Source organism: Ktedonobacter sp. SOSP1-85 (assembly GCF_016587415.1).
In the GTDB taxonomy this organism is placed as follows: Bacteria; Chloroflexota; Ktedonobacteria; order Ktedonobacterales; family Ktedonobacteraceae; genus Ktedonobacter.
The window spans coordinates 939575-957649 of sequence record NZ_BNJI01000002.1; the positions used below are offsets into that span (position 1 = coordinate 939575).

Genomic DNA, 18075 nt, shown 5'->3' on the forward strand with positions numbered 1-18075 from the left:
GGGTCTGTGTGTCGCTGTATCCTAGTAGATGCTCAAGGGGGCTGCCAGGGTTGCCAGTCCAGCCAGAGGGGCCTGCTTCCCTTGAAGAGGGGCAGCAGTTGGTAAAGACACTGAATGCGAAGAGAAGACCAGAAAGCCCAGGATCGTATTTACCACGACTAGCGCAATAATCAGATCAAGGAAATGCCACCATCGCCGCCTCCGTTGCGGCTTCGTGCCAGGCAAGAGCAATCGTTTTATATTCATAAGCATTACTCGTTGTCGTTTTCTCTTTGCATGTTTAGTAGCGCATCCGGCCCCTTGTAGGGTCCATGCTGGCATGGACTGCGAGCGAAGCGACCTCCCTGCGTCAGGGTATCGACCTGCCGGTCTCGGAGTCTATGCCAGCATGGACCCTACAAGGTCAGTGCGGTCCCCGGATTTCGTGAATAGGTCATCTAGCGGGCAGAAGCTGCTATAGAGGCCACGCTTGATACTGACTGTATGACAAATTGGGCCTCCGCGATCTGGATCGCTATGGTAGCGCCAACGGCCTGGGCCATTCCCTGTCCCGCCAGGACCATAGAGCGCGTGGGCGCCGTCCCCAGGAGAGAGGGGATACGAATAAGAAACCAGAAAAAGCAGAGACACATCAGCTTTAGCAGTGTAAAGATGTCGAGCTGCCCTGGTCCAATGTCCATACGATCCACAGTAGTAATCGGGTTAGTGACGAAATGAAGTATGGCACCTGCCATCATTTGCATTATAATGAGCGCTACCACCATGACAAATTGCACCATGACGGTTGAGATAAAGCCTTTGAGCCACTGGTTGGTTACTGACTGACCAATCTTGCCTGGCAAGGCCCAGCAGGCCAGGCCAAGCGGCGCCGTAACGATATAGAAAATAATAAAGAAAAGGCGAATAATCATCTGTGCCATAAGCATCAGGGCCATTACCTTCAGGATTATCTTTAGCCCGTTTGATAAGTCCTGTAGGTTATCAAAGAGATCGGTGAAATTAAGATCATTTTGTATGATAATGCTTCTTACAATCGCATCTGTCGGGAGATTTTTGCAGTAATAGGTTCCAAACCAGTGATGATCTTTGAAAAACGTATTTACTATATCATCCCAGGGAGCGGTATATGGGCAATCCTTTTTGAGATCATCAGGAAGGTTATCGTATTCGGGAGTTTTGTCATGCCCTGCGCCAATGACGATATTGACTGTGTATGGATTGTTTCCCTCGCTTGCGGCGATTCCGTTGCTCTGGAAGATATATTTGCTGGACCACTGGTAGGTATCATAAACCAGAATATTATTCAGGCCCAGGAATGCCATGACAATGGTTATGCTGAGATGGGCCGCGATAATCGCGAGAAAGATACCAGGCAGCTCTTCAACGGCCTTGTCAAAGCGGAAAACCATGCCCGAGAAGATGACTCTGATGCCGTTGAGCATGAGCATAAGCGCGATAAATGCGTCGACAATTATCAGGATACCTGTCCATAGCTGGCGTACCTGGGAGTTATCAACCGTGTATTTGTAGGGTGTATAGAAAAATAAGGCGCTATTATCAGCGAGGGGATTCAGGACAGGCGATTTGTTATTTGGGTCCTTTACGCTATTTTTATAGGTATCCCCATCATCATTAAAGATACCCTCCAGGCAACTCCCATCCAGATGTTCCCCAGTTGTACACTGGGGGCTGGGCTGGGGATCCTGTGAAGGTGGTGGCGGTTTGACGTCCTGGGTGCTATGAGGTATAGCTGGAATAGCCAGGCTTGTCTGACTGCCTTGCTTCTTTTGTGAAGGGGCTGCCTGGGCAGGCGAAACAGGTGTCCTGGGCAGCAAAAAGATCAGGACTAGCACTATATTGAAGATTGCAAATACAATGATGAGGTCAAGATACGAGAGCCAGCGACGCTTTTTTCGTGGCCCCGCTTTTGACTCTGGCACACGCTTTTCTTTTATTCCCATAATGCGACCTAATTTCATGCACATCGTTTTATGTATATAAGCATATCAGTTAGAGAATGGCAAGCTTTGGCCCTAAATGACTAGTCTGGGCTATTCTGGTATACATGCACGAATAGCACTGAATATGTAGGATGGCCAAAGCAGGCTAGAGTCGCGGCAGTCCTCTACTATGACTATGTATTAGCTAAATGATAGAGCAATTTGCTACGAACAGATAGGGGTAAATAGGGACAAAAAGTTTCCCCATTTATACCTATGAAAAACAAGGTTTTTATGCTATTCTGGCAATTGTATAGGTATGTATAGGTATAAGTACAAGGTGCTTTTATTTGGTGAGCCAGTCTTCTTCGTGAAAGGTTGCTTCTATGGTTCCCGGATTTGATGTTGAGTCATTGAACAAGCTAGGGAAGCTCATCGCCGGGCTTGAAAGATATAATTTAGAGGGGTCCGCGCCAGAGACTTTTGATGCCGTAGATCTACTGGAAGAGGGGGAGCAGGTCTTCTTCCAGGTAAAGGGTTTGACAAACTTCTGGAGTCAGAACAAGGAGATGGACTTCGCGCATCATGTGGTGGACATCGTTATGGGTGCCCATCATCAGCGCCATGCCGATTTAAGCTTTCTTTTGCTAGGGATGGAAGCAAAGCTGGCTGTGTATATATCGTTAGGAACTGAGAAGACGACCAGGAGTATTCTTGAGGGCGTCTTCCCCGGAATTGTGCTAGAGCTAGTGGCTACTCGGGATCTCGCGGCTTTACTACGCTTCCCATTTAAATCCCAGGGAATCTTGACAGGCATCCCCAGTCGGAAGGCCTTCGATCCGGATCGTCCCTCTGCCCAGAGTGAGTCGGGTGCACAGAATGTAACCCATGCCGTTAATGGGGCCAGAGACCAGTCGCAACTGGAGCGTGTCATTCGGGGTATGCATAGTGCGAACTGGGCCTATATGGTCCAGGCCCACCCACGACCCCGGCAGAAGGTTGTCGAGGAGCGTATGCGTACCGTCGACCTGCTGACCCAGATCACGACCCGTTCACATGTTCAATGGTCATCCACAAAGCAAGAGAACCAGCAATTTACCTCCATTGATTCGGGCGCACAGATAAAAAGCTTCAGTGGCGATATGATTAACTATCGTGCCCAGTATCTCAAAAAATTGTTAGAGCGTGAGCTTGAGCGCCTGGACCAGGCGGCCGCGGCCGGCCAGTGGATTGTCCATTCCTACTTTGGGGCTAGCACGGCTGATGACGCCCAGCGCCTGGCCTCACTCTTGCTGGGAACCCTGGCTGGTACCGATTCGCGTCCAGAGCCATTGCGTGCCTTCACCTGTGAGAAGTATGGAGGCTCTCTGGAGGAGTACTATACCTTTCTGAGTTCACAGGAGGTCGCGACGCTGATCCAGCTTCCACGGGAAGAGGTGCCCGGGTACGCGATCCACGATTATGTCAAATTCGATGTCGATTTCGACGTGCCTGGGAGCGGCAATTTGCCCCTTGGCAAGATCCAGCATAATGGACATGACTCACAGGAGACCTTCGATATCTCCCTGGATGCCTTGACCAAGCACGCGGTCGTCATTGGCGTTACAGGTAGTGGCAAGACGACGACTGTGATGAACCTGCTTGATCAGGCGGTAGAGGCAAACAAGCCATTCCTGGTGATTGAACCAGCGAAGACCGAATATCGCGCCTTACGTAGTGCCTTCGGTGAGCGAGCCGATCTACGCATCTATACGCTCGGTAATGAAATGGTGGCGCCCTTTCGCCTCAATCCCTTCGAATTTGAGGTGACCGACGAGCCTGGGAGCGGCGCCCTGATGACGCATATCGATTTCCTGAAGGCGGTCTTTACCGCGGCCTTCCCCATGTATGCGCCCTTGCCCCAGGTCTTAGAGACCGCGATCTACGAAATCTATGAAGATAAAGGCTGGGATGTTACCAGCGGCACCAACAGGCGCCTGACCAGGTGGACGGAGCGCCAGAAATACCCTATCTTTCCGACGCTGGCCGATCTCGACCGCAAGGCCCAGGTTGTCGCTGATCGTCTCCAGTACAATCCCGAGGCGGATGCGCATATTAAGGCCTCACTCAAAGCGCGTATCGGTTCGCTACGCATTGGCGCGAAGGGCCTTATGCTCGATTGCGCACGCGGCATTCCCATGGCCGAACTGCTAGCGCGCCCAACGATCCTCGAACTTGAGCATATCGGCAATGACGACGAGAAGACCTTTATCATGGGCCTCTTGCTCTCCCGCTTGTACGAATATCGTCGACTCCAGACGGATAGCGTGAATGGTGGCAATAAGCTGACTGGACAGGGGCTACGTCACCTGATCGTCTTTGAGGAGGCCCATCGCCTGCTCCAGAATACCGGCCCAGTCATGCCCTCGAATCCCGACTCGGCGAACCCGCGCGCCCAGGCCGTCGAGGTCTTTACCAACATGCTCTCTGAAATACGCGCCTACGGCCAGGGAGTGCTGGTCGCGGAGCAGATTCCCAGCAAGCTCGCGCCCGACGTATTGAAGAATACCAATCTCAAGATTGTCCACCGTTTGATCGCGCAGGATGACCGGAAGAGCCTGGGGCAGACGATGAACTTGACGCCCGCGCAGCAGATGCACCTGGGAGTGCTCACGCCCGGCCAGGCCGTGGTCTACGCGGAGGGTGCGGACCACTCCTATCTGGTGCGCATGGAAAACTACAAGCGCAACTTGCAGCCATTAGCCGACTCTGACCTCAAGCGTATCAGCCGGACATATGCCTCGGTCAAGCCGTTCCAGGCTATCGTGGATTATGATGCCTATCAGATCCCGCTGACCCTGATGGGAGGCCCAAATCCTACCCTCTACCAGGCTGCCACCAGGCTGCTGGATATGGAGCAGAGCCAGTGGCTCTGGGCCAATCTTCTGCTGCGCCTCGTCGCGAATCCTGAGAGCTTATTGAGAGTACTTTTGCGTTTTATTGAGAGTATAGAGACTGAAATGACCTATCTCTCTACAGAGCAGCAAGACGAGCTCTTGCGGATGGTCATTGTCCAGGGATGTGCCCAGGCCATTCAGGCGCGAGGCGCTAAATTTGGCTGGCCGTACTCTGTAACCGAAGAATTACGTTTAATGCTCACCTATGGGCTTGTGATAATGTCTAATGGTTATCAAACGTTAAGCGCGGAAGGTGCGTCCTCCTCTGAAGAGCAGTTACAGCAGGTTCAGGCTGAGCTTGAAAAGGGTGGGGAATACCTGGATCAATTTATTGCTAAATATACCCAGCTCTCACAGCGTAGGCATGGACCCTTTAACGGATGCACCATCTGCCAGGCCAGGTGCCTGTATCGCAGTGATGTAAGCACCCTGTTGACACCCAGGGATATCCAGCGACTGCATGGCGAGCTTCTGGATGAAGCACATACAACAGTGGAGGCGCGAAATGCGGGTGTGATGCAGGCGGCTACAAGCCTTGCTCAAAGCTGGCTAGCAAGTGAGGAGGTTAATGATGCTCTGGTGGGTGTAGGCTACTGTGTGGTCTTACATACCATCGCCAACGCCGACATGAGCGAATATGAACGTGTCATTGTCAGCGACGGATTACAAGCCTATTTTGCGCCACAGGATCAGGATGTAGAAGAAGAATAAAAACGGGCGCCTATTCGGGAGGAGGATGTGTGATGGGATGTTTCATTACTCAACAATGGAGAAGTTGTTTACAGTTTTTGCAAGCAATAGGAGAGTAATTGAGATGCCAAATCCTGGTTTTAAAGGCCCTAGTCTGAATTCTGGACCTAAGGCGATCACGGCTGGTCCCACCATCAAAGCTCTTCCATCAGCTCCGGCGCCTAAGGCAATCACGGCTGGTCCCGCGCGCAAGGCGATCACAGCGGGTCCGGCGCCTAAGGCGCCCACGGCGACTTCCACCATCAAAGCTCTTCCATCGGCTCCCGCGCCTAAGGCGATCACAGCGGGCCCAGCGCCTAAGGCGATCACGGCGGGTCCAGCGCTAAACAAAGGCTTTAATATGCGTATGCCGTCCCGGGGGGCGTGGTAAACAACCATCCAGGGGCAGCCGGAAAAGGTCTGAACAAGCCCACACCCACGCCGGGGTCTGGCGCGAATCTGGTCAAGCCAAATGCTCAGCAGGGACAGCCGCAACCTGGCGCGAATCTGGCCAAGCCAAATGCTCAGCAGGGGCCTGGTGCGCCTCCGAGTCCCCCACCCCCGCAGGGGCCTGGCGCGCCTCCGGCCAGTCCCCCACCTCCGTCGGGGCGTCCTACGATCAATATTACTAATCAAGTTATTAATCAGGTTAATATTAATCAGGTTAATATTAATCAGGTTAATGTTCAGGTTAATAATCATTATAGTGTTACCAACAATATTACTATCAACAATCCAGCGGCAGAGGCGGGGGGCGCTGGGAAGAGAGATTGGGGAAATATAATAAAGACGATGGTGGACGAATCAGTGAAGCTCGCCAATTCTGGTTTAAACCTTATGGAAAAAACATATGGAGCAGGCATGAGGGTTGTAGAGACCGCGGCAAAGTAGTAAGTTCGCTCGCCCGGGGTGTGGGTGTAGTGTGTACTGGCGGCCGCAGGCGGCCAGTGCACACTACACCCACTACCCTGAAGGGTGAATCATAACTGGCAAGGAGGCAGAAACGTGCCGTTGATAAAGTGTGATACCTGTGGGTACCGTAATAAGTCGTCTGGTGGGTCACAAGTATGTATTAATTGTGGCTCACCCCTGTCATCCAGGCAGGCAGCGGCACAAGAATTTGCACCAGATGTAGTTATAGTGCAACAGTCGGACTCTCCAGGCATGGCACCCTTGCTTCCTGCGAAGCATTCTGCTTCAACACAGCCGCTCTTACCGGTGCCTATAGATCAACCTTCACAGCCTCCGCTTGTTTTGAGGGAGCTTATGGGACTTGAACCTCGCCAGGATGTGTCACCCTACGCGGTTGTGGATCCATCCCTGGCGCCCTATGATGCCCCCTCAAAAGATCTGTATGCTATTGTGCGTGAGGAGAGAGGACTGCAAGCGCCGACTTCTTCACAGGCTCCATGGCAGGTTGATAAGCTGCCTATGGGTTTCCCCCACAGGCCGCCAGAACTCTGGGGCAAGGTGGTACTGGTACAATCACAGCTGGAGAATCCGCCTCTAGCTGGTTTAGGCTTCTTTCTGCGCCTGCTACGCGATGTTCTCTGGCCCGTTCCGAATGAGGTACGCTCTAAGGAACAAGAAAAAATTATGATAACGACGATACGTGTGCGTGCAGAGAATGGCCAGCCTCAGGATGCACGTATACATGGCTATCTGCGAGGCGCCAATGTATCACTGGGAGATACAATCTCCATCTGGGGAAAAAGAGGGCGTAGAGGAGCCATCTATATACGGAGAGCCTATAACCATACGGTCCAGGGGGCTGTCTCGACTTCGGCGATGATAGGGTCCGCTCAATTCTTTCTCTTGCTTATCATTGTGACTATTGTTGGTCTCCTGGCCCTTTCCTGGCTCCAGATACCTATTCCATTTTTACCGCATTTGTCATTACCATCTCTGCCTGGACAATAAGGCCCAGGTTATAAGGAATTACCTTATGTCATCTCTATTTATTCAAGATACATTTGATACGGCTCGCCTGACTGCTTACTATCGCGCCTTAGAAACGGAGCGCCCTGGCGGTCTCTTTAAGGACGAGTATGCCAGGCAACTGGCGGGTGAGCGTGGAGCCGAGGTTATGCACTCTCTGCCGCGTGGCGAGCAGGAGAAATGGTCGCTGGTTGTACGTACGCATGTGTATGACGAAATTATCCAGCGTATCATCGGTCAGGAAGAAATCGATACGGTCGTCAACCTGGCCGCTGGCCTGGATACGAGACCGTATCGCCTTTCGCTACCGCCCTCGCTACGCTGGATCGAGGTTGATCATACCGATGTGATAACCTATAAAGAGTCGCAACTGGAGGGGAAAGAGTCGCACTGTGCCCTGGAACGCGTCGCACTCGATATTACTGATCACCAGGCACGCAAAACTTTTCTCCAACGTGTCAACCAGGACGCTAAGCGAGCGCTCATTTTAACTGAAGGTCTACTCATCTACTTATATCCTGAGCAGGTTGTGGCCCTGGCGAAAGATATCCAGGAGTGCGAGCATCTCGGCTGGTGGTTGACCGAGTATGTCTCCCCCTTTGCCCTCAAACGCGATGATGCTTACTGGAACACCTTCGTGGCTGATAGCGTCAAGACGCGTTTCGCCCCCGAGGGAGGCCTGGCCTTCTTCCAGCGCTTTGGCTGGCAGTCCGAGGAGTTCCACGGACCTCTACAAGAGGCCCTGCGTTTGCGGTTGCCTATCAAATTGAACTGGTTTATGCGTGTGCTGCTCTTCTTAGGTGGCAAGAAGCCTGATCCAGCCGCAGGTGGCTTTGTCTTACTCAAACGCACGGTAGAGGAAAGAACGGTAGATGTGCCATCCCAGGAGCCAGAAAAAGAGGATGTAAAATGAGTAGATATCGAGACGATGAGCAAGATGATGAGCAGCACCAGGCGAATTTTAAACTCTGGCTGTGGCTGCTGATTATCCTCTGCCTGGCAAGCCTGGGTTCGCTCTTGCTGGCACCGCATTTTATTCCCGGCCTTTAAGACCTGGGAAGACCTGAGAGGCCCTCTGGTGCCTGCCCGATACGATGGTGAGATGCAAGTTGCCAACTTGCATCTCACCATCGTATCCCTCCTTCCTTCAGCAATTTATGAGGTACTTCATAGTATGTATGAATCATATATGAGATATTTTAAATAAAGTGTGTACCAGCTAGTATGAGATGGGGTAGCGGTAGGCATAGAAAGGAATCTATTTTTATGGATACAGCAAAAGATCCATTTCTAGGGAGAAAAATTCGCGGATATCGCCTGGAAGAGTTGCGTAACCGTGGAAATATGACTGCAACATATCATGCTCGTACGCGTGAACTCTGGCTGGTCCCCGAACTATTTATCACCATTTTTCTCCTTCCTCAAGCGCTTCCACACAGTACGAGGAGGAATTTTCAAACAAGATTTGAACGTGAGGGAGAGCAACTCGTCACATTCCGTCATGCTCATCTCTTCCCGCTCTATGGCTATGGGGTACAAGAGGGCATCTTTTATCACATTCATCCCATATTTTCAGGTGAGACGCTGGCTCAGCGTTTAAAACAGCAGCGACAGTGGACGCCGCATGAAGTGCTTACGATCCTGAACCCAATCGCGGATCTGCTTGATTTTATTCATGAGCAAGGGCGTGCATACCACTATCTCAATTCTAGCAATGTGCTCCTTCTCGATAAAGCCGATGTCAAACTCATAGAGTTGGGTACAATCGCTATGTTGCGCCTCAGAGGGCTTGAAGAGAGTGCTACACAGACTACCATGTACGAACACCTTAAAAATGTCGCCGGCAATTACCTGAGTCCGCCCGAATATCTTGCGCCAGAGATCGTGCGAGGAGCCGAGGGTGATCCTCGCTCTGATGTCTACTCGCTTGGTGTCATGCTCTTCGAACTGTTGAGTGGGGCTCCGCCTTTTACGGGGAGTGACTATCTAGAAGTGGCGCGTAAACATATTACTGAGCCTCTCCCGTCATTGCATGAGATCGCGCCAGCTATTCCGGTCGCGCTAGAGCTGGTGGTTAACCATGCACTGCATCGCGATCCAGAACGACGCTTCCAGACGGCCAGGGAGCTGGTAACGGCCTATACGCATGTGCTGAATGAGCGTTTATATACGCCAAAACAAGTGGGGATCGCGCAGAGAATCGAAAAGATACGCGAACTGGCGGGTCCTGCCATACCGCCTCCCGTGCCTCTGCCGGCTCCTCAGCCGCAGGAACAAAAGGTTGTGTCATCCAATCTAGGGCAGAGCGCCATTTCTACTGATATGACAGTACCCAAACCGCGTGAGAATAGGTTGACGCGTGCTTCCTTACAACAGCCAGAGAGGGTTGAGCCAGCGTCTCAATCATTTCCTGATGTTGTATCTGATCCAAACGAGACATTCTTACTTGCCTGGCGATCTGAGCCGCAGGGGCCGTCGGCCCCGGGCAGTATTCCCATAAGGAGTCCCAAGCCATGAAGTCAAATATTTTCCGCCTGGAATTACTTCTCGCCGCCATGTTGCCTGTCACCGCAATTTTTATTGTTGGTGTCGTTGGACTGGAACAGCGCGAGAATACAGGTGTCAGCCTTTTTTTAGGTGTGCTTTTTGCCTGTGCCATCGCGGTCTTTTTCGCTGAGATCGCTCTCGTACGCTTTATGCAACGCGCGACGAAAAATCAATATGCGCAGCTAGTAGAGGTCTGCCAGGCGTATATGTCCGGACAGAGAGAGAGACGCGTTCCTCTTCTGAGAAACAACGCGCTTTCTCCCCTTGCCCAGACGCTCAATGCTCTTCTCGATAATGTCAATGTTGGTATTCAGCAGGCTCAGTATACTGGTAAAGCGACCAATGATGTCCAGCAACTGGAGCTACAAATTCGCCAGCTTGTGACTGATATCAAGCCTATCATGGATGGGAATTTGCGTGTCCGAGCCAGCGTGCCTTCCGGTAGGCTTGGCATGGTTGCGGATATTTGTAACGCGCTTATCGAAGAGCTGGCAAACCTGGCGAAGTGGACGCGTTATTCTTCTAAGCAAGTGATGTCTAAGACACAAAGCCTGCTCTCTAGCTCGATTGAACTGGCTCAGACCTCCGAGATACAAACCACGCGCTTCTCTGATACTACCGAAACTGTAGAGAAGCTTGTAGCATTCATACAGCGCTTGAGTAGTACTCTTCAGCTCAATGTCGAACTTATCCATGAGATACGAGCGATGCTGTTGAAACGTCCAGAGCTGCAAAAGGGTTCGGGTGAGAGCACGCTGATTGTCAATACGACGCAGTCATTGGAAGATGCGCAACAACAGACGCGCCTGCTGACGCGCATCAATACAGATACCCAGCGGTTGGAAGCCTTGCTCAATGAGCTTCTCGTTTCCGCGCAAGCCAATGCCACCCTGGCAGAATCTATGATCTCCGATCTGTATGCCATCGCGCAACGCATTCATCAATCCAGCGCCTCTATTCTCCAAACCGCCGAGCACATTCACTCCCTGGCGAAACTCGCGCAGCAATGGAACGCCTCTATTGAGAACTTTCAGTTGCCAGAAGAGGCCCTGGACTACGCGGTTGTCGGCGAGGATAGTACCGCTCTGCGGGCGCCAGTACCAACGGATACCCTCGGTCACAAAGCGGGTATGTAAGGAAATTTATATGTGCAAAAACAGAAAAAACTGTTTTTGCACATATAAATTTCCTTTTTTATCAGACCGAGCGTAAGACCCCTGCCTTCAGGCATGAGGATACAAGCGAGTCCTTTTCTGGTGGATAGGGTTGTGGGGGAGACACCCGTATTGACATACTCACTCTTCTCCGATATACTAGAACAAGTGTTTTTGTACATACACAAATGAAAAGTGTTTCCTGGGTTCGTAGGTAAATTCGCGTCCTACGGTAAAAATGCTTGCGTGCAAGTGTTCCTGTACCTCTCGAAAGGTCTTTAAGAGCTCACAAGCCGCCTTTCACACAAGAGAGCAAACACGTTTTGGCTCGGACGGAGCCATCAGGAAGCTTCGGCTTGCTGAGAAGCCCCCGGCTTTAGCCGTGGGGAGTCGTCACTAGGCGCGTCCCTTGAGGTGTCTGCCCCTTCCCTCGAAGGCTGAGGTATGGAACGGATCGTTAACAATTTCCTAATGTATGCCAGGTAATAGGTCCGACTTGACCATCAACCTGTATATGCTCCTTTGTCTGCCATTCTTTAACAGCGTATTGTGTATTTGTGCCAAAGTCTCCGTCAACAGCCAGGGCATGCCCGTTCTGGTCTAACATCTTGCGCGCATTCAATTCTTGCTGAAGCGTTTTGACCCAGCTACCTGTACTCCCATACTGAATCAGGGGAGGGCAGACCGGTTTGGGCGTTGGTGTCGGGCGTGGGGGAGTGGGTTGCCTGGGGGCCCCGGGCGTAGCGGGAACTGTGCGAGTAGTCCCGGGTGTGGGAGTAGAAGCTGGTGCCAGGTGGAGTATGCGGGTGGAGGGGACGGGAGAGGGTTCACCCCCATTAGCACTTTTGACAATGGTTGTTGATAGTGCTGGAAATGCTAAAGCGGTTCTTGCTGTATCTATGGGTGATAAAAATATGCTAGACGCTAATAGTAGTAAGGCTACACCGATAAGCGCGATCATCAGGATAATCTTCTTCTCTTCATTTGCAGAGCGTTTCTTGACTGGTGGGGGTGGAGACGGTGTAAGTGTGGATGCATCTATGTTGATAGCAGGCCGGGAATACTCAAGAGGAGACTCGCCATCTTTTAGCGTAATGTCATCTGGTGAGGCTGGCTGGTCTGGATTGGTGTGTTTTGTCATCCTTGAACCTTCTCCGATTTGTCATAGATAGAAATATGCAAGTGTTCGTTCACTCTAAAAATGGAAGTTTTCTTTGTAGATTCCTTTTCTAGGATACTCTGTTTCTTTGCCTGGGGCAAGGTATTGTGTCTTAATTTAGGTATTTCTCGCTACTATGTGGCTCGCCATTTTAAGAGTTATGGTGTGGGTTGCCGAAGGCAACCCACACCATAACTCTTAAAATGACATTGCCGTATTTGAGGTAGGGGAAGAGGGTACTCTGCTCTTGCAGAGGTTACCGGGCCAGAGGAAGGGTAAACCAGAAGGTTGAACCTTCACCTGGCTGGCTCTCCAGACCAACCTGGCCTCCCAGCCCTTCGATGATGGTGCGACTGATGTGCAGGCCAATGCCCAGGCCCACGGCGGAACCGCTGCGCACCTCGACATCTGGATCGCGGTAGAAGCGCTCCCATATTTTGCTCTGTTGCTCCGTGGTGATGCCGGGTCCATGGTCGATGACTGCCACACGCACCCTGTCTCTCTCCAGGCCGACGGTTAGTGTGATAGGTTGGCTGGTGTCCGAGTATTTCAGGGCATTTGTAAGGTAATTCATGATAACCTGGCGCAGGCGGTCCACATCGGCGATGACTGCTATTCTCTGTTTCCCTGGCAGGTTGAGAGTGAATGAACGTTTGGCGTCCATGTCGCGCAGATCTTCGGCACACTCGCGTACAACCTGGGCCAGGTTGCAGTTTTCAGGCTGAAGTTCGAGCTGGTCGGCGCGGATACGCGAGACATCCAGCAGGTCGCGAATCATGCGTATCTGGGTATTGATCTGCCGCTCGGTGCGAGTAAGAAAGCTCTGCACGGAGGCTACCAACTCAACCATCTCTTCGGAGAGGAGATTCTGTTGCTTGAGGATGCGCCTGACCTGCCTGCGTGCCAGTTGTACACTGGTTTTGATGGCCGTCATAGGCGTGCGTAGCTCATGGGCCGCGATGCCGATAAAATCATCCATCATGCGCGTGGTTTCCAGGGCGGCAAGCTCACGGGCGCGCGCCTCGGCTCGCTCGCGGACCAGGTACTCGCGCTCGACAAGCAAGGCCGTAAGTTTCCCTACCGCCGAGGCAATGGCTCGCTCTTCCGCGGGCGAGTATTTGCGCCCGCTTGCCTCATAGTCAAGGGAGAGAACGCCGATAAAGCGGTCACCGATGCGAAGTGGTGCGAGGAGTACCGCTTGAAGGCCATAGGTGGGCGCCTCTGGCTTGCGGCGCTCGCTCAGATGGAAATTAATAACCTGCCCGGCGCCCAATTGGGCGATTTGTTGTGGCGAGAGGTAGTCGTCCAGGCTGGCGCCAGAGACATGCTGCCACCAGTGGCTTTCATAATGCGGGGGGAATCCATAGACGTCGATGGGTTGAAGTTGCTCTGTCTGGCTATCAAGGGTGACGGCACTGGCAGAGCGATAGCCGAGCAGGTCACAGGCGAGCTTGAGCAGGCGGTGAAAGACATCGCGATTGCCTTTGCCAGCCAGTGCCTCGCTTGTGGTGGGGTCTGCGATGCCGACCAGGGCCTCGGCCATGATGAGCATGGAGGCCAGGGCCTCATGTGTGCGCCGCTCTTGCTCGCGGCGTTGTGTCACATCGCGCAGCACGAGGACGCCGCCGATGATGCGCCCATGCTGGCTGCGAATCGGTGTTCCGGTGATGCTGACATGGATTGTACGCTTATCCAGGGTTTGCAGGGTAATATCGGTGGGCTGGGAACTGGAGAGTTCTTCTCCCCGTAGAATGCGCCTGAGCGGCCACTGTTCGAGGGTGAGCGGGTTGCCATATTCGTCGCGCGGCAGCACCTGAGCGCCACGCCGGGCTGGTGGTAGCGAGGGATAGTCTTCATCAAAGGCGAGCAGCTTCTGGAGCGCCTGGTTAAAGCGGATAATCTTACCATCGGTATCCATGACCATGATTGCGTCATTGATATTCTCGAAAATTGTTTCTGTCTGGATAAGCAGGCTTTCTACCTGGTGGTGAGCGCGGGTTGCTGCACGCCTGGCGTGTTGTGTCTGGCTGGTGACCAGGCTTACACTCAGGCCGATGATAGCGAAGAGGCCCAGGCCAAAGATATTTTCAGATTGTGTGAGCGCGAAGGTGTTACTTGTGAGCATAGGCGTGGCATGAGAGTACTGTAGCACAAAGGCGAGCATAAGCGTCCCAACCAGGGTTGCCAGAATGCCTGGGACCGTTCCCCAACCCAGTGAGATGATAACAACCATGAGAATAATGGGAGTCTCAATAAAGTGAAATGAGGGTGCCATGCGCAATATGGAGAAGAGAAAGAGGGTTGCCAGTATAGGCAGGAGTACCGCACAAACATAGCCAACAGCGGCGTGCTGTAGTTGTGGAGGAAAGAATTCGGGTGCGAAGGTATGGAGCTGCAAAAAGCGTCCTATGCGCTGCCCCCTGGTGAGGGGAACCGATGGTGGCAGGGGACGTGAAGGAGAGAGAAACTTATCCGTGTCCGGGTCTGGTTTAGCAAATTTATCGGTTTCTTGCGTCCCCTCATGGATATGATTGCGCGGGTCCATACGCTTTCTCCTTTGTAGGGTCCTGGGGGGATAACATGTAATAGGTGATAGCAGAAAAATTGGGAAGACAGGACCTCTGTTTAGAATACGGAGAAAGATGCTTAACCGTGCCAACCGGGCATTCAGGAAGGACTTCAGGGTAATGAGGCTCGCTACTTGCGTACGTGACTACTTCCGGAAGTAGTCACGTACGCAAGTAGAGGGCTATATCACACTTACAAAATAGAAAGAAGGATACTTTAATCATGCTAGCTGTAATATTTGAAGTTATTCCAAAGCCAGAAGAGAAGCAGGAATATCTCGATATCGCTGCTTCTCTTCGTCCATTGCTTAATGAAATCGATGGCTTTATCTCTATAGAGCGTTTCGAGAGCCTCTCGACTCCTGGGAAGATTCTATCGCTCTCATTCTGGAGGGATGAACAGGCGATCCAGGCATGGAGGCAAATGGAAGAGCACCGGGCGGCGCAGTCCAGGGGCAGAGCCGATATATTCAAAGACTACCGGTTGCGTATCGCTGGTGTTGTCAGAGATTATGGTATGTTTGAGCGAGAGCAGGCACCACGCGATAGCCAGGCTTTCCATAGCTAGAGGAACCGTGTATGGTCCGACGCGTGCTTTAGCAGCGTCGGGCCTGCCTTGCGTTTGTGGTAAGTTGTGAAACGAGCTTGTCCGCGAGGGCCTGAGCGCCCTGGAGATAGGCGGAGAGGTCCTCATCGCCAAGCTGGTGCAGGCAGGCGGCGATAGTCTGCCGCCCAATGAGCAAGCGCGCGTAAAGCTCTTCGCCCTGACTGGTGAGCGTGACCAGGCAGCGACGGCGGTCAGCGGGATCTTCGAAACGTCGCGCGAAGCCCGCCTGCACCAACTTCTCTACCAGGTGACCAGCCGTGGGAATGCCGATCTCCATATGGCGCGCCAGGTGACCGACCTGGAGCGGACTATGATTCGCCAGCAAGAGCAATGTACGCAACTGCGCAAGCGAGAGATCAAGGTCCATCCAGGTCGTCGCCAGGCTATGCCAGAGCGCCCGGTGAATTTCCAGGTAATAGCGCAGGGCCTCCTCTTCCTGCGTTGCGCGCGGAGGATGGGCTGGCATGTGGGATCTCCTCCTTCTGTTTTATGGCGTTACGACATGATACTCTTGCAACCAGGCATTGGCCTGAATCAAGTAGTCAAAGAGGAAGTAGGCATTCTCCCCACGTCTCTCCTCATCGGGATGCTCCGCGAGCTGGCGGATAAACTCCACATTGACGAAAGAGTTTACTGGCGCGTTGGCATTATTGAGGATCTCCAGCGTCCAGCGGCGCACGGCCTGAGTATAGGCCGGATCGAACGAGGTTGGGTACGCGCTCTTGCGGCGCATCCGTACCTCTTCGGGAAGCAGGCCGCTAAAGGCGCGGCGCAGAATACCCTTCTCTATATTATCGACGGTCTTCATCTCCCAGGGAATATTCCAGACATACTGTACCAGGCGATGGTCGCAGAAGGGGACACGTACCTCCAGGCCAGTCGCCATGCTCATACGGTCCTTGCGGTCCAGCAGCAGGAGCAGGAAGCGCGTCATATTCAGGTAGAAAATCTCACGGATACGGGCATCGCGCGGGGACTCGCCCTCCAGGCGCGGAACCTCGGCCAGGGCTTCCTGGTAGAGGCGCTGCATATGCTCACGTGGATGGAGCTCTTGCGCCAGGGCTGGCGAGAGGAAGGGCGTACCCATATTCATAAACTGGTTATCGCCCCTGGGATTCATGCGCGCGGCGATCCAGGGGAAAGTCGGCGTATTAAGCACGTGCTCCTGGTGGAACCAGGGATAGCCGCCAAAGACCTCGTCGGCCGACTCGCCCGAGAGCGCGACCGTCGCGTTCTGTTTGATGACCTTAAAAAGCAAGTAGAGTGAGGTCTCGATCTGCCCCATCTTGGGCCGATCATGGGCGCGCATGGATACGAGCAGGTTCTCAATCAGCTCATCAGTGGAGACTACAACATCATGATGATTGGTCGGTAGGTAACGCGCCACCTGCTCGACATAAGGGCGGTCGATGCTTGGACGAATGGCGTTGCTCTCAAAGTGCTCCTCACTATTGGCATAGTTGATGGCATAGGTATCAAGCACCTTGTGCTCGCTCTGAAATTCGCGTGCTGCCAGCGAGGTCACACCACTGGAGTCCAGCCCGCCCGAGAGGAGTGTCACCACGGGTACATCGGCGATGAGCTGGCGCTTGACGGTATCCTTCAGAAGCGAACGAATATACTCGGCGGTCGTCTCCAGGTCATCGGTATGGGGCCTGCTGACCAGCTGCCAGTAGGGACGAATATGTGTGCGCTCACGTGTGAAGGTTGCGCAGTGGGCGGGGCGTAGCTCATGAATATCGCGGAAGATGCCGCCACCAGACATAAAGAGCGAGACAAAGATGGCCTTCATGCCCTCATCATCCAGTACAGGCTCGACCAGCGGATGGGCCAGCAGGGCCTTGATCTCTGAGCCGAAGACGATGGCGCTGCCTACCTGAGCGTAGAAGAGCGGCTTTACACCCAGGTGGTCGCGGGCGATAAAGAGCCGCTGACGCGCCTCGTCCCAGATGGCGAAGGCGAAGATGCCATTAAAGTGGTTGACGCACTCCTCGCCCCACTCAACATAGGCATGTAATAAAACCTCAGTATCGGAATGGGTGCGAAAGACATGATCGCGCGCGCGCAGCTCCTCGCGCAACTCGCGGAAGTTATAGAGTTCTCCATTATAGGTCAGGGCATAAGTCTGTTCACCCTGGGTAAAGAGCATAGGTTGCTTGCCGCCAACGGGATCAATAACGATCAGGCGACGGTGCGCCAGGGCGGCGCGGGGAGAGAGCCAGTAGCCCTCGCGGTCTGGCCCGCGCTCCTTTAGCGTGCAAGCCATCTGCTCCAGCACAGGTTGCTGCTGCGAGAGATCCTGTTCCCAATCGATCCAACCGGTGATACCGCACATAGGGGAAACTCACTTTCCAGGGGTTTTTACCTCTACTATATATGTATATCAAAATTGCTTTGATACTATAAATATACTTGATGACATCAAGGTATCGAATGGGTAAAGGGGTATCGTGGCAGACGGGCAAGGCCCGCCTGCCACGATACCCCTTTACCCATTT

General features: G+C 52.9%; 15 protein-coding genes. 9 read left to right on the forward strand and 6 right to left on the reverse strand.

Going from position 1 to position 18075, the window contains the following annotated elements:
• Window positions 1-21: 21 nt before the first annotated feature.
• Together KTE_RS32310 and KTE_RS32315 are read right to left on the reverse strand one after the other, a co-directional pair.
• A complete protein-coding gene (locus tag KTE_RS32310) occupies window positions 22-246 on the reverse strand; it encodes a hypothetical protein (RefSeq protein WP_201388875.1) in 225 nt (74 codons plus the stop codon).
• A gap of 191 nt (window positions 247-437) precedes the next feature.
• Window positions 438-1940, reverse strand: coding sequence for a hypothetical protein (locus tag KTE_RS32315; protein WP_201388877.1), 1503 nt, complete (start codon window positions 1938-1940; stop codon window positions 438-440).
• 386 nt (window positions 1941-2326) lie between these two features.
• Between KTE_RS32315 and KTE_RS32320 the strand changes: the two genes are divergently transcribed.
• The 8 genes from KTE_RS32320 to KTE_RS32355 all read left to right on the forward strand — a co-directional run bounded on the left by KTE_RS32320 (window position 2327) and on the right by KTE_RS32355 (window position 11226).
• Window positions 2327-5587 (forward strand): ATP-binding protein, encoded by a 3261-nt coding sequence (locus KTE_RS32320; protein ID WP_201388879.1) that lies wholly within the window; start codon window positions 2327-2329, stop codon window positions 5585-5587.
• A 103-nt stretch (window positions 5588-5690) separates the two neighbouring features.
• A complete protein-coding gene (locus KTE_RS32325; protein WP_201388881.1) occupies window positions 5691-5996 on the forward strand; it encodes a hypothetical protein in 306 nt (101 codons plus the stop codon).
• A complete protein-coding gene (locus tag KTE_RS32330) occupies window positions 5990-6496 on the forward strand; it encodes a hypothetical protein (RefSeq protein ID WP_201388883.1) in 507 nt (168 codons plus the stop codon). Before KTE_RS32325 ends, KTE_RS32330 begins: the two co-directional genes overlap by 7 nt.
• A 375-nt stretch (window positions 6497-6871) precedes the next feature.
• Window positions 6872-7525, forward strand: coding sequence for a hypothetical protein (locus KTE_RS32335; RefSeq protein ID WP_201388885.1), 654 nt, complete (start codon window positions 6872-6874; stop codon window positions 7523-7525).
• 25 nt (window positions 7526-7550) lie between these two features.
• Window positions 7551-8456: a class I SAM-dependent methyltransferase gene (locus KTE_RS32340; RefSeq protein WP_201388887.1), complete on the forward strand. Its 906-nt coding sequence runs from the start codon at window positions 7551-7553 to the stop codon at window positions 8454-8456.
• Window positions 8453-8593, forward strand: a complete 141-nt coding sequence (locus KTE_RS32345; RefSeq protein WP_201388889.1) for a hypothetical protein — start codon at window positions 8453-8455, stop codon at window positions 8591-8593. The genes KTE_RS32340 and KTE_RS32345 overlap by 4 nt, the downstream gene beginning before the upstream one ends.
• A gap of 216 nt (window positions 8594-8809) precedes the next feature.
• A complete protein-coding gene (locus KTE_RS32350) occupies window positions 8810-10060 on the forward strand; it encodes a serine/threonine-protein kinase (protein ID WP_201388891.1) in 1251 nt (416 codons plus the stop codon).
• On the forward strand, window positions 10057-11226 hold the full coding sequence (locus KTE_RS32355) for a methyl-accepting chemotaxis protein (RefSeq protein ID WP_201388893.1): 1170 nt from the start codon (window positions 10057-10059) through the stop codon (window positions 11224-11226). The genes KTE_RS32350 and KTE_RS32355 overlap by 4 nt, the downstream gene beginning before the upstream one ends.
• Before the next feature lie 475 nt (window positions 11227-11701).
• Here KTE_RS32355 and KTE_RS32360 read toward each other — a convergent pair whose 3' ends face one another.
• Together KTE_RS32360 and KTE_RS32365 are read right to left on the reverse strand one after the other, a co-directional pair.
• Window positions 11702-12385, reverse strand: coding sequence for a peptidoglycan-binding protein (locus KTE_RS32360; RefSeq protein WP_201388902.1), 684 nt, complete (start codon window positions 12383-12385; stop codon window positions 11702-11704).
• 274 nt (window positions 12386-12659) lie between these two features.
• The gene (locus KTE_RS32365; protein WP_201388904.1) at window positions 12660-14948 is read right to left on the reverse strand and encodes an ATP-binding protein; all 2289 of its coding nucleotides are present in this window, start codon (window positions 14946-14948) and stop codon (window positions 12660-12662) included.
• Window positions 14949-15193: 245 nt separating this feature from the next.
• On the opposite strand from KTE_RS32365, the gene KTE_RS32370 reads away from it, so the two are divergent.
• On the forward strand, window positions 15194-15538 hold the full coding sequence (locus tag KTE_RS32370; protein ID WP_201388906.1) for an antibiotic biosynthesis monooxygenase: 345 nt from the start codon (window positions 15194-15196) through the stop codon (window positions 15536-15538).
• A gap of 28 nt (window positions 15539-15566) precedes the next feature.
• On the opposite strand, the gene KTE_RS32375 is transcribed toward KTE_RS32370, so the two are convergent.
• The gene (locus tag KTE_RS32375) at window positions 15567-16043 is read right to left on the reverse strand and encodes a MarR family winged helix-turn-helix transcriptional regulator (RefSeq protein WP_201388908.1); all 477 of its coding nucleotides are present in this window, start codon (window positions 16041-16043) and stop codon (window positions 15567-15569) included.
• Between the two features lie 21 nt (window positions 16044-16064).
• Entirely contained in the window at window positions 16065-17912 is a 1848-nt protein-coding gene (gene asnB, locus KTE_RS32380) for an asparagine synthase (glutamine-hydrolyzing) (RefSeq protein ID WP_201388910.1), read from the reverse strand.
• Window positions 17913-18075: the final 163 nt, after the last annotated feature.

What these genes read in the sequence shown, in the direction of transcription:
- KTE_RS32310 (WP_201388875.1), bottom strand. Translation starts at nt 246, where the DNA reads ATGAATATAAAACGATTGCTCTTGCCTGGCACGAAGCCGCAACGGAGG.
- KTE_RS32320 (WP_201388879.1), top strand. Translation starts at nt 2,327, where the DNA reads ATGGTTCCCGGATTTGATGTTGAGTCATTGAACAAGCTAGGGAAGCTC.
- KTE_RS32325 (WP_201388881.1), top strand. Translation starts at nt 5,691, where the DNA reads ATGCCAAATCCTGGTTTTAAAGGCCCTAGTCTGAATTCTGGACCTAAG.
- KTE_RS32335 (WP_201388885.1), top strand. Translation starts at nt 6,872, where the DNA reads ATGGGACTTGAACCTCGCCAGGATGTGTCACCCTACGCGGTTGTGGAT.
- KTE_RS32340 (WP_201388887.1), top strand. Translation starts at nt 7,551, where the DNA reads ATGTCATCTCTATTTATTCAAGATACATTTGATACGGCTCGCCTGACT.
- KTE_RS32345 (WP_201388889.1), top strand. Translation starts at nt 8,453, where the DNA reads ATGAGTAGATATCGAGACGATGAGCAAGATGATGAGCAGCACCAGGCG.
- KTE_RS32350 (WP_201388891.1), top strand. Translation starts at nt 8,810, where the DNA reads ATGGATACAGCAAAAGATCCATTTCTAGGGAGAAAAATTCGCGGATAT.
- KTE_RS32355 (WP_201388893.1), top strand. Translation starts at nt 10,057, where the DNA reads ATGAAGTCAAATATTTTCCGCCTGGAATTACTTCTCGCCGCCATGTTG.
- KTE_RS32360 (WP_201388902.1), bottom strand. Translation starts at nt 12,385, where the DNA reads ATGACAAAACACACCAATCCAGACCAGCCAGCCTCACCAGATGACATT.
- KTE_RS32365 (WP_201388904.1), bottom strand. Translation starts at nt 14,948, where the DNA reads ATGGACCCGCGCAATCATATCCATGAGGGGACGCAAGAAACCGATAAA.
- KTE_RS32370 (WP_201388906.1), top strand. Translation starts at nt 15,194, where the DNA reads ATGCTAGCTGTAATATTTGAAGTTATTCCAAAGCCAGAAGAGAAGCAG.
- KTE_RS32375 (WP_201388908.1), bottom strand. Translation starts at nt 16,043, where the DNA reads ATGCCAGCCCATCCTCCGCGCGCAACGCAGGAAGAGGAGGCCCTGCGC.
- asnB (WP_201388910.1), bottom strand. Translation starts at nt 17,912, where the DNA reads ATGTGCGGTATCACCGGTTGGATCGATTGGGAACAGGATCTCTCGCAG.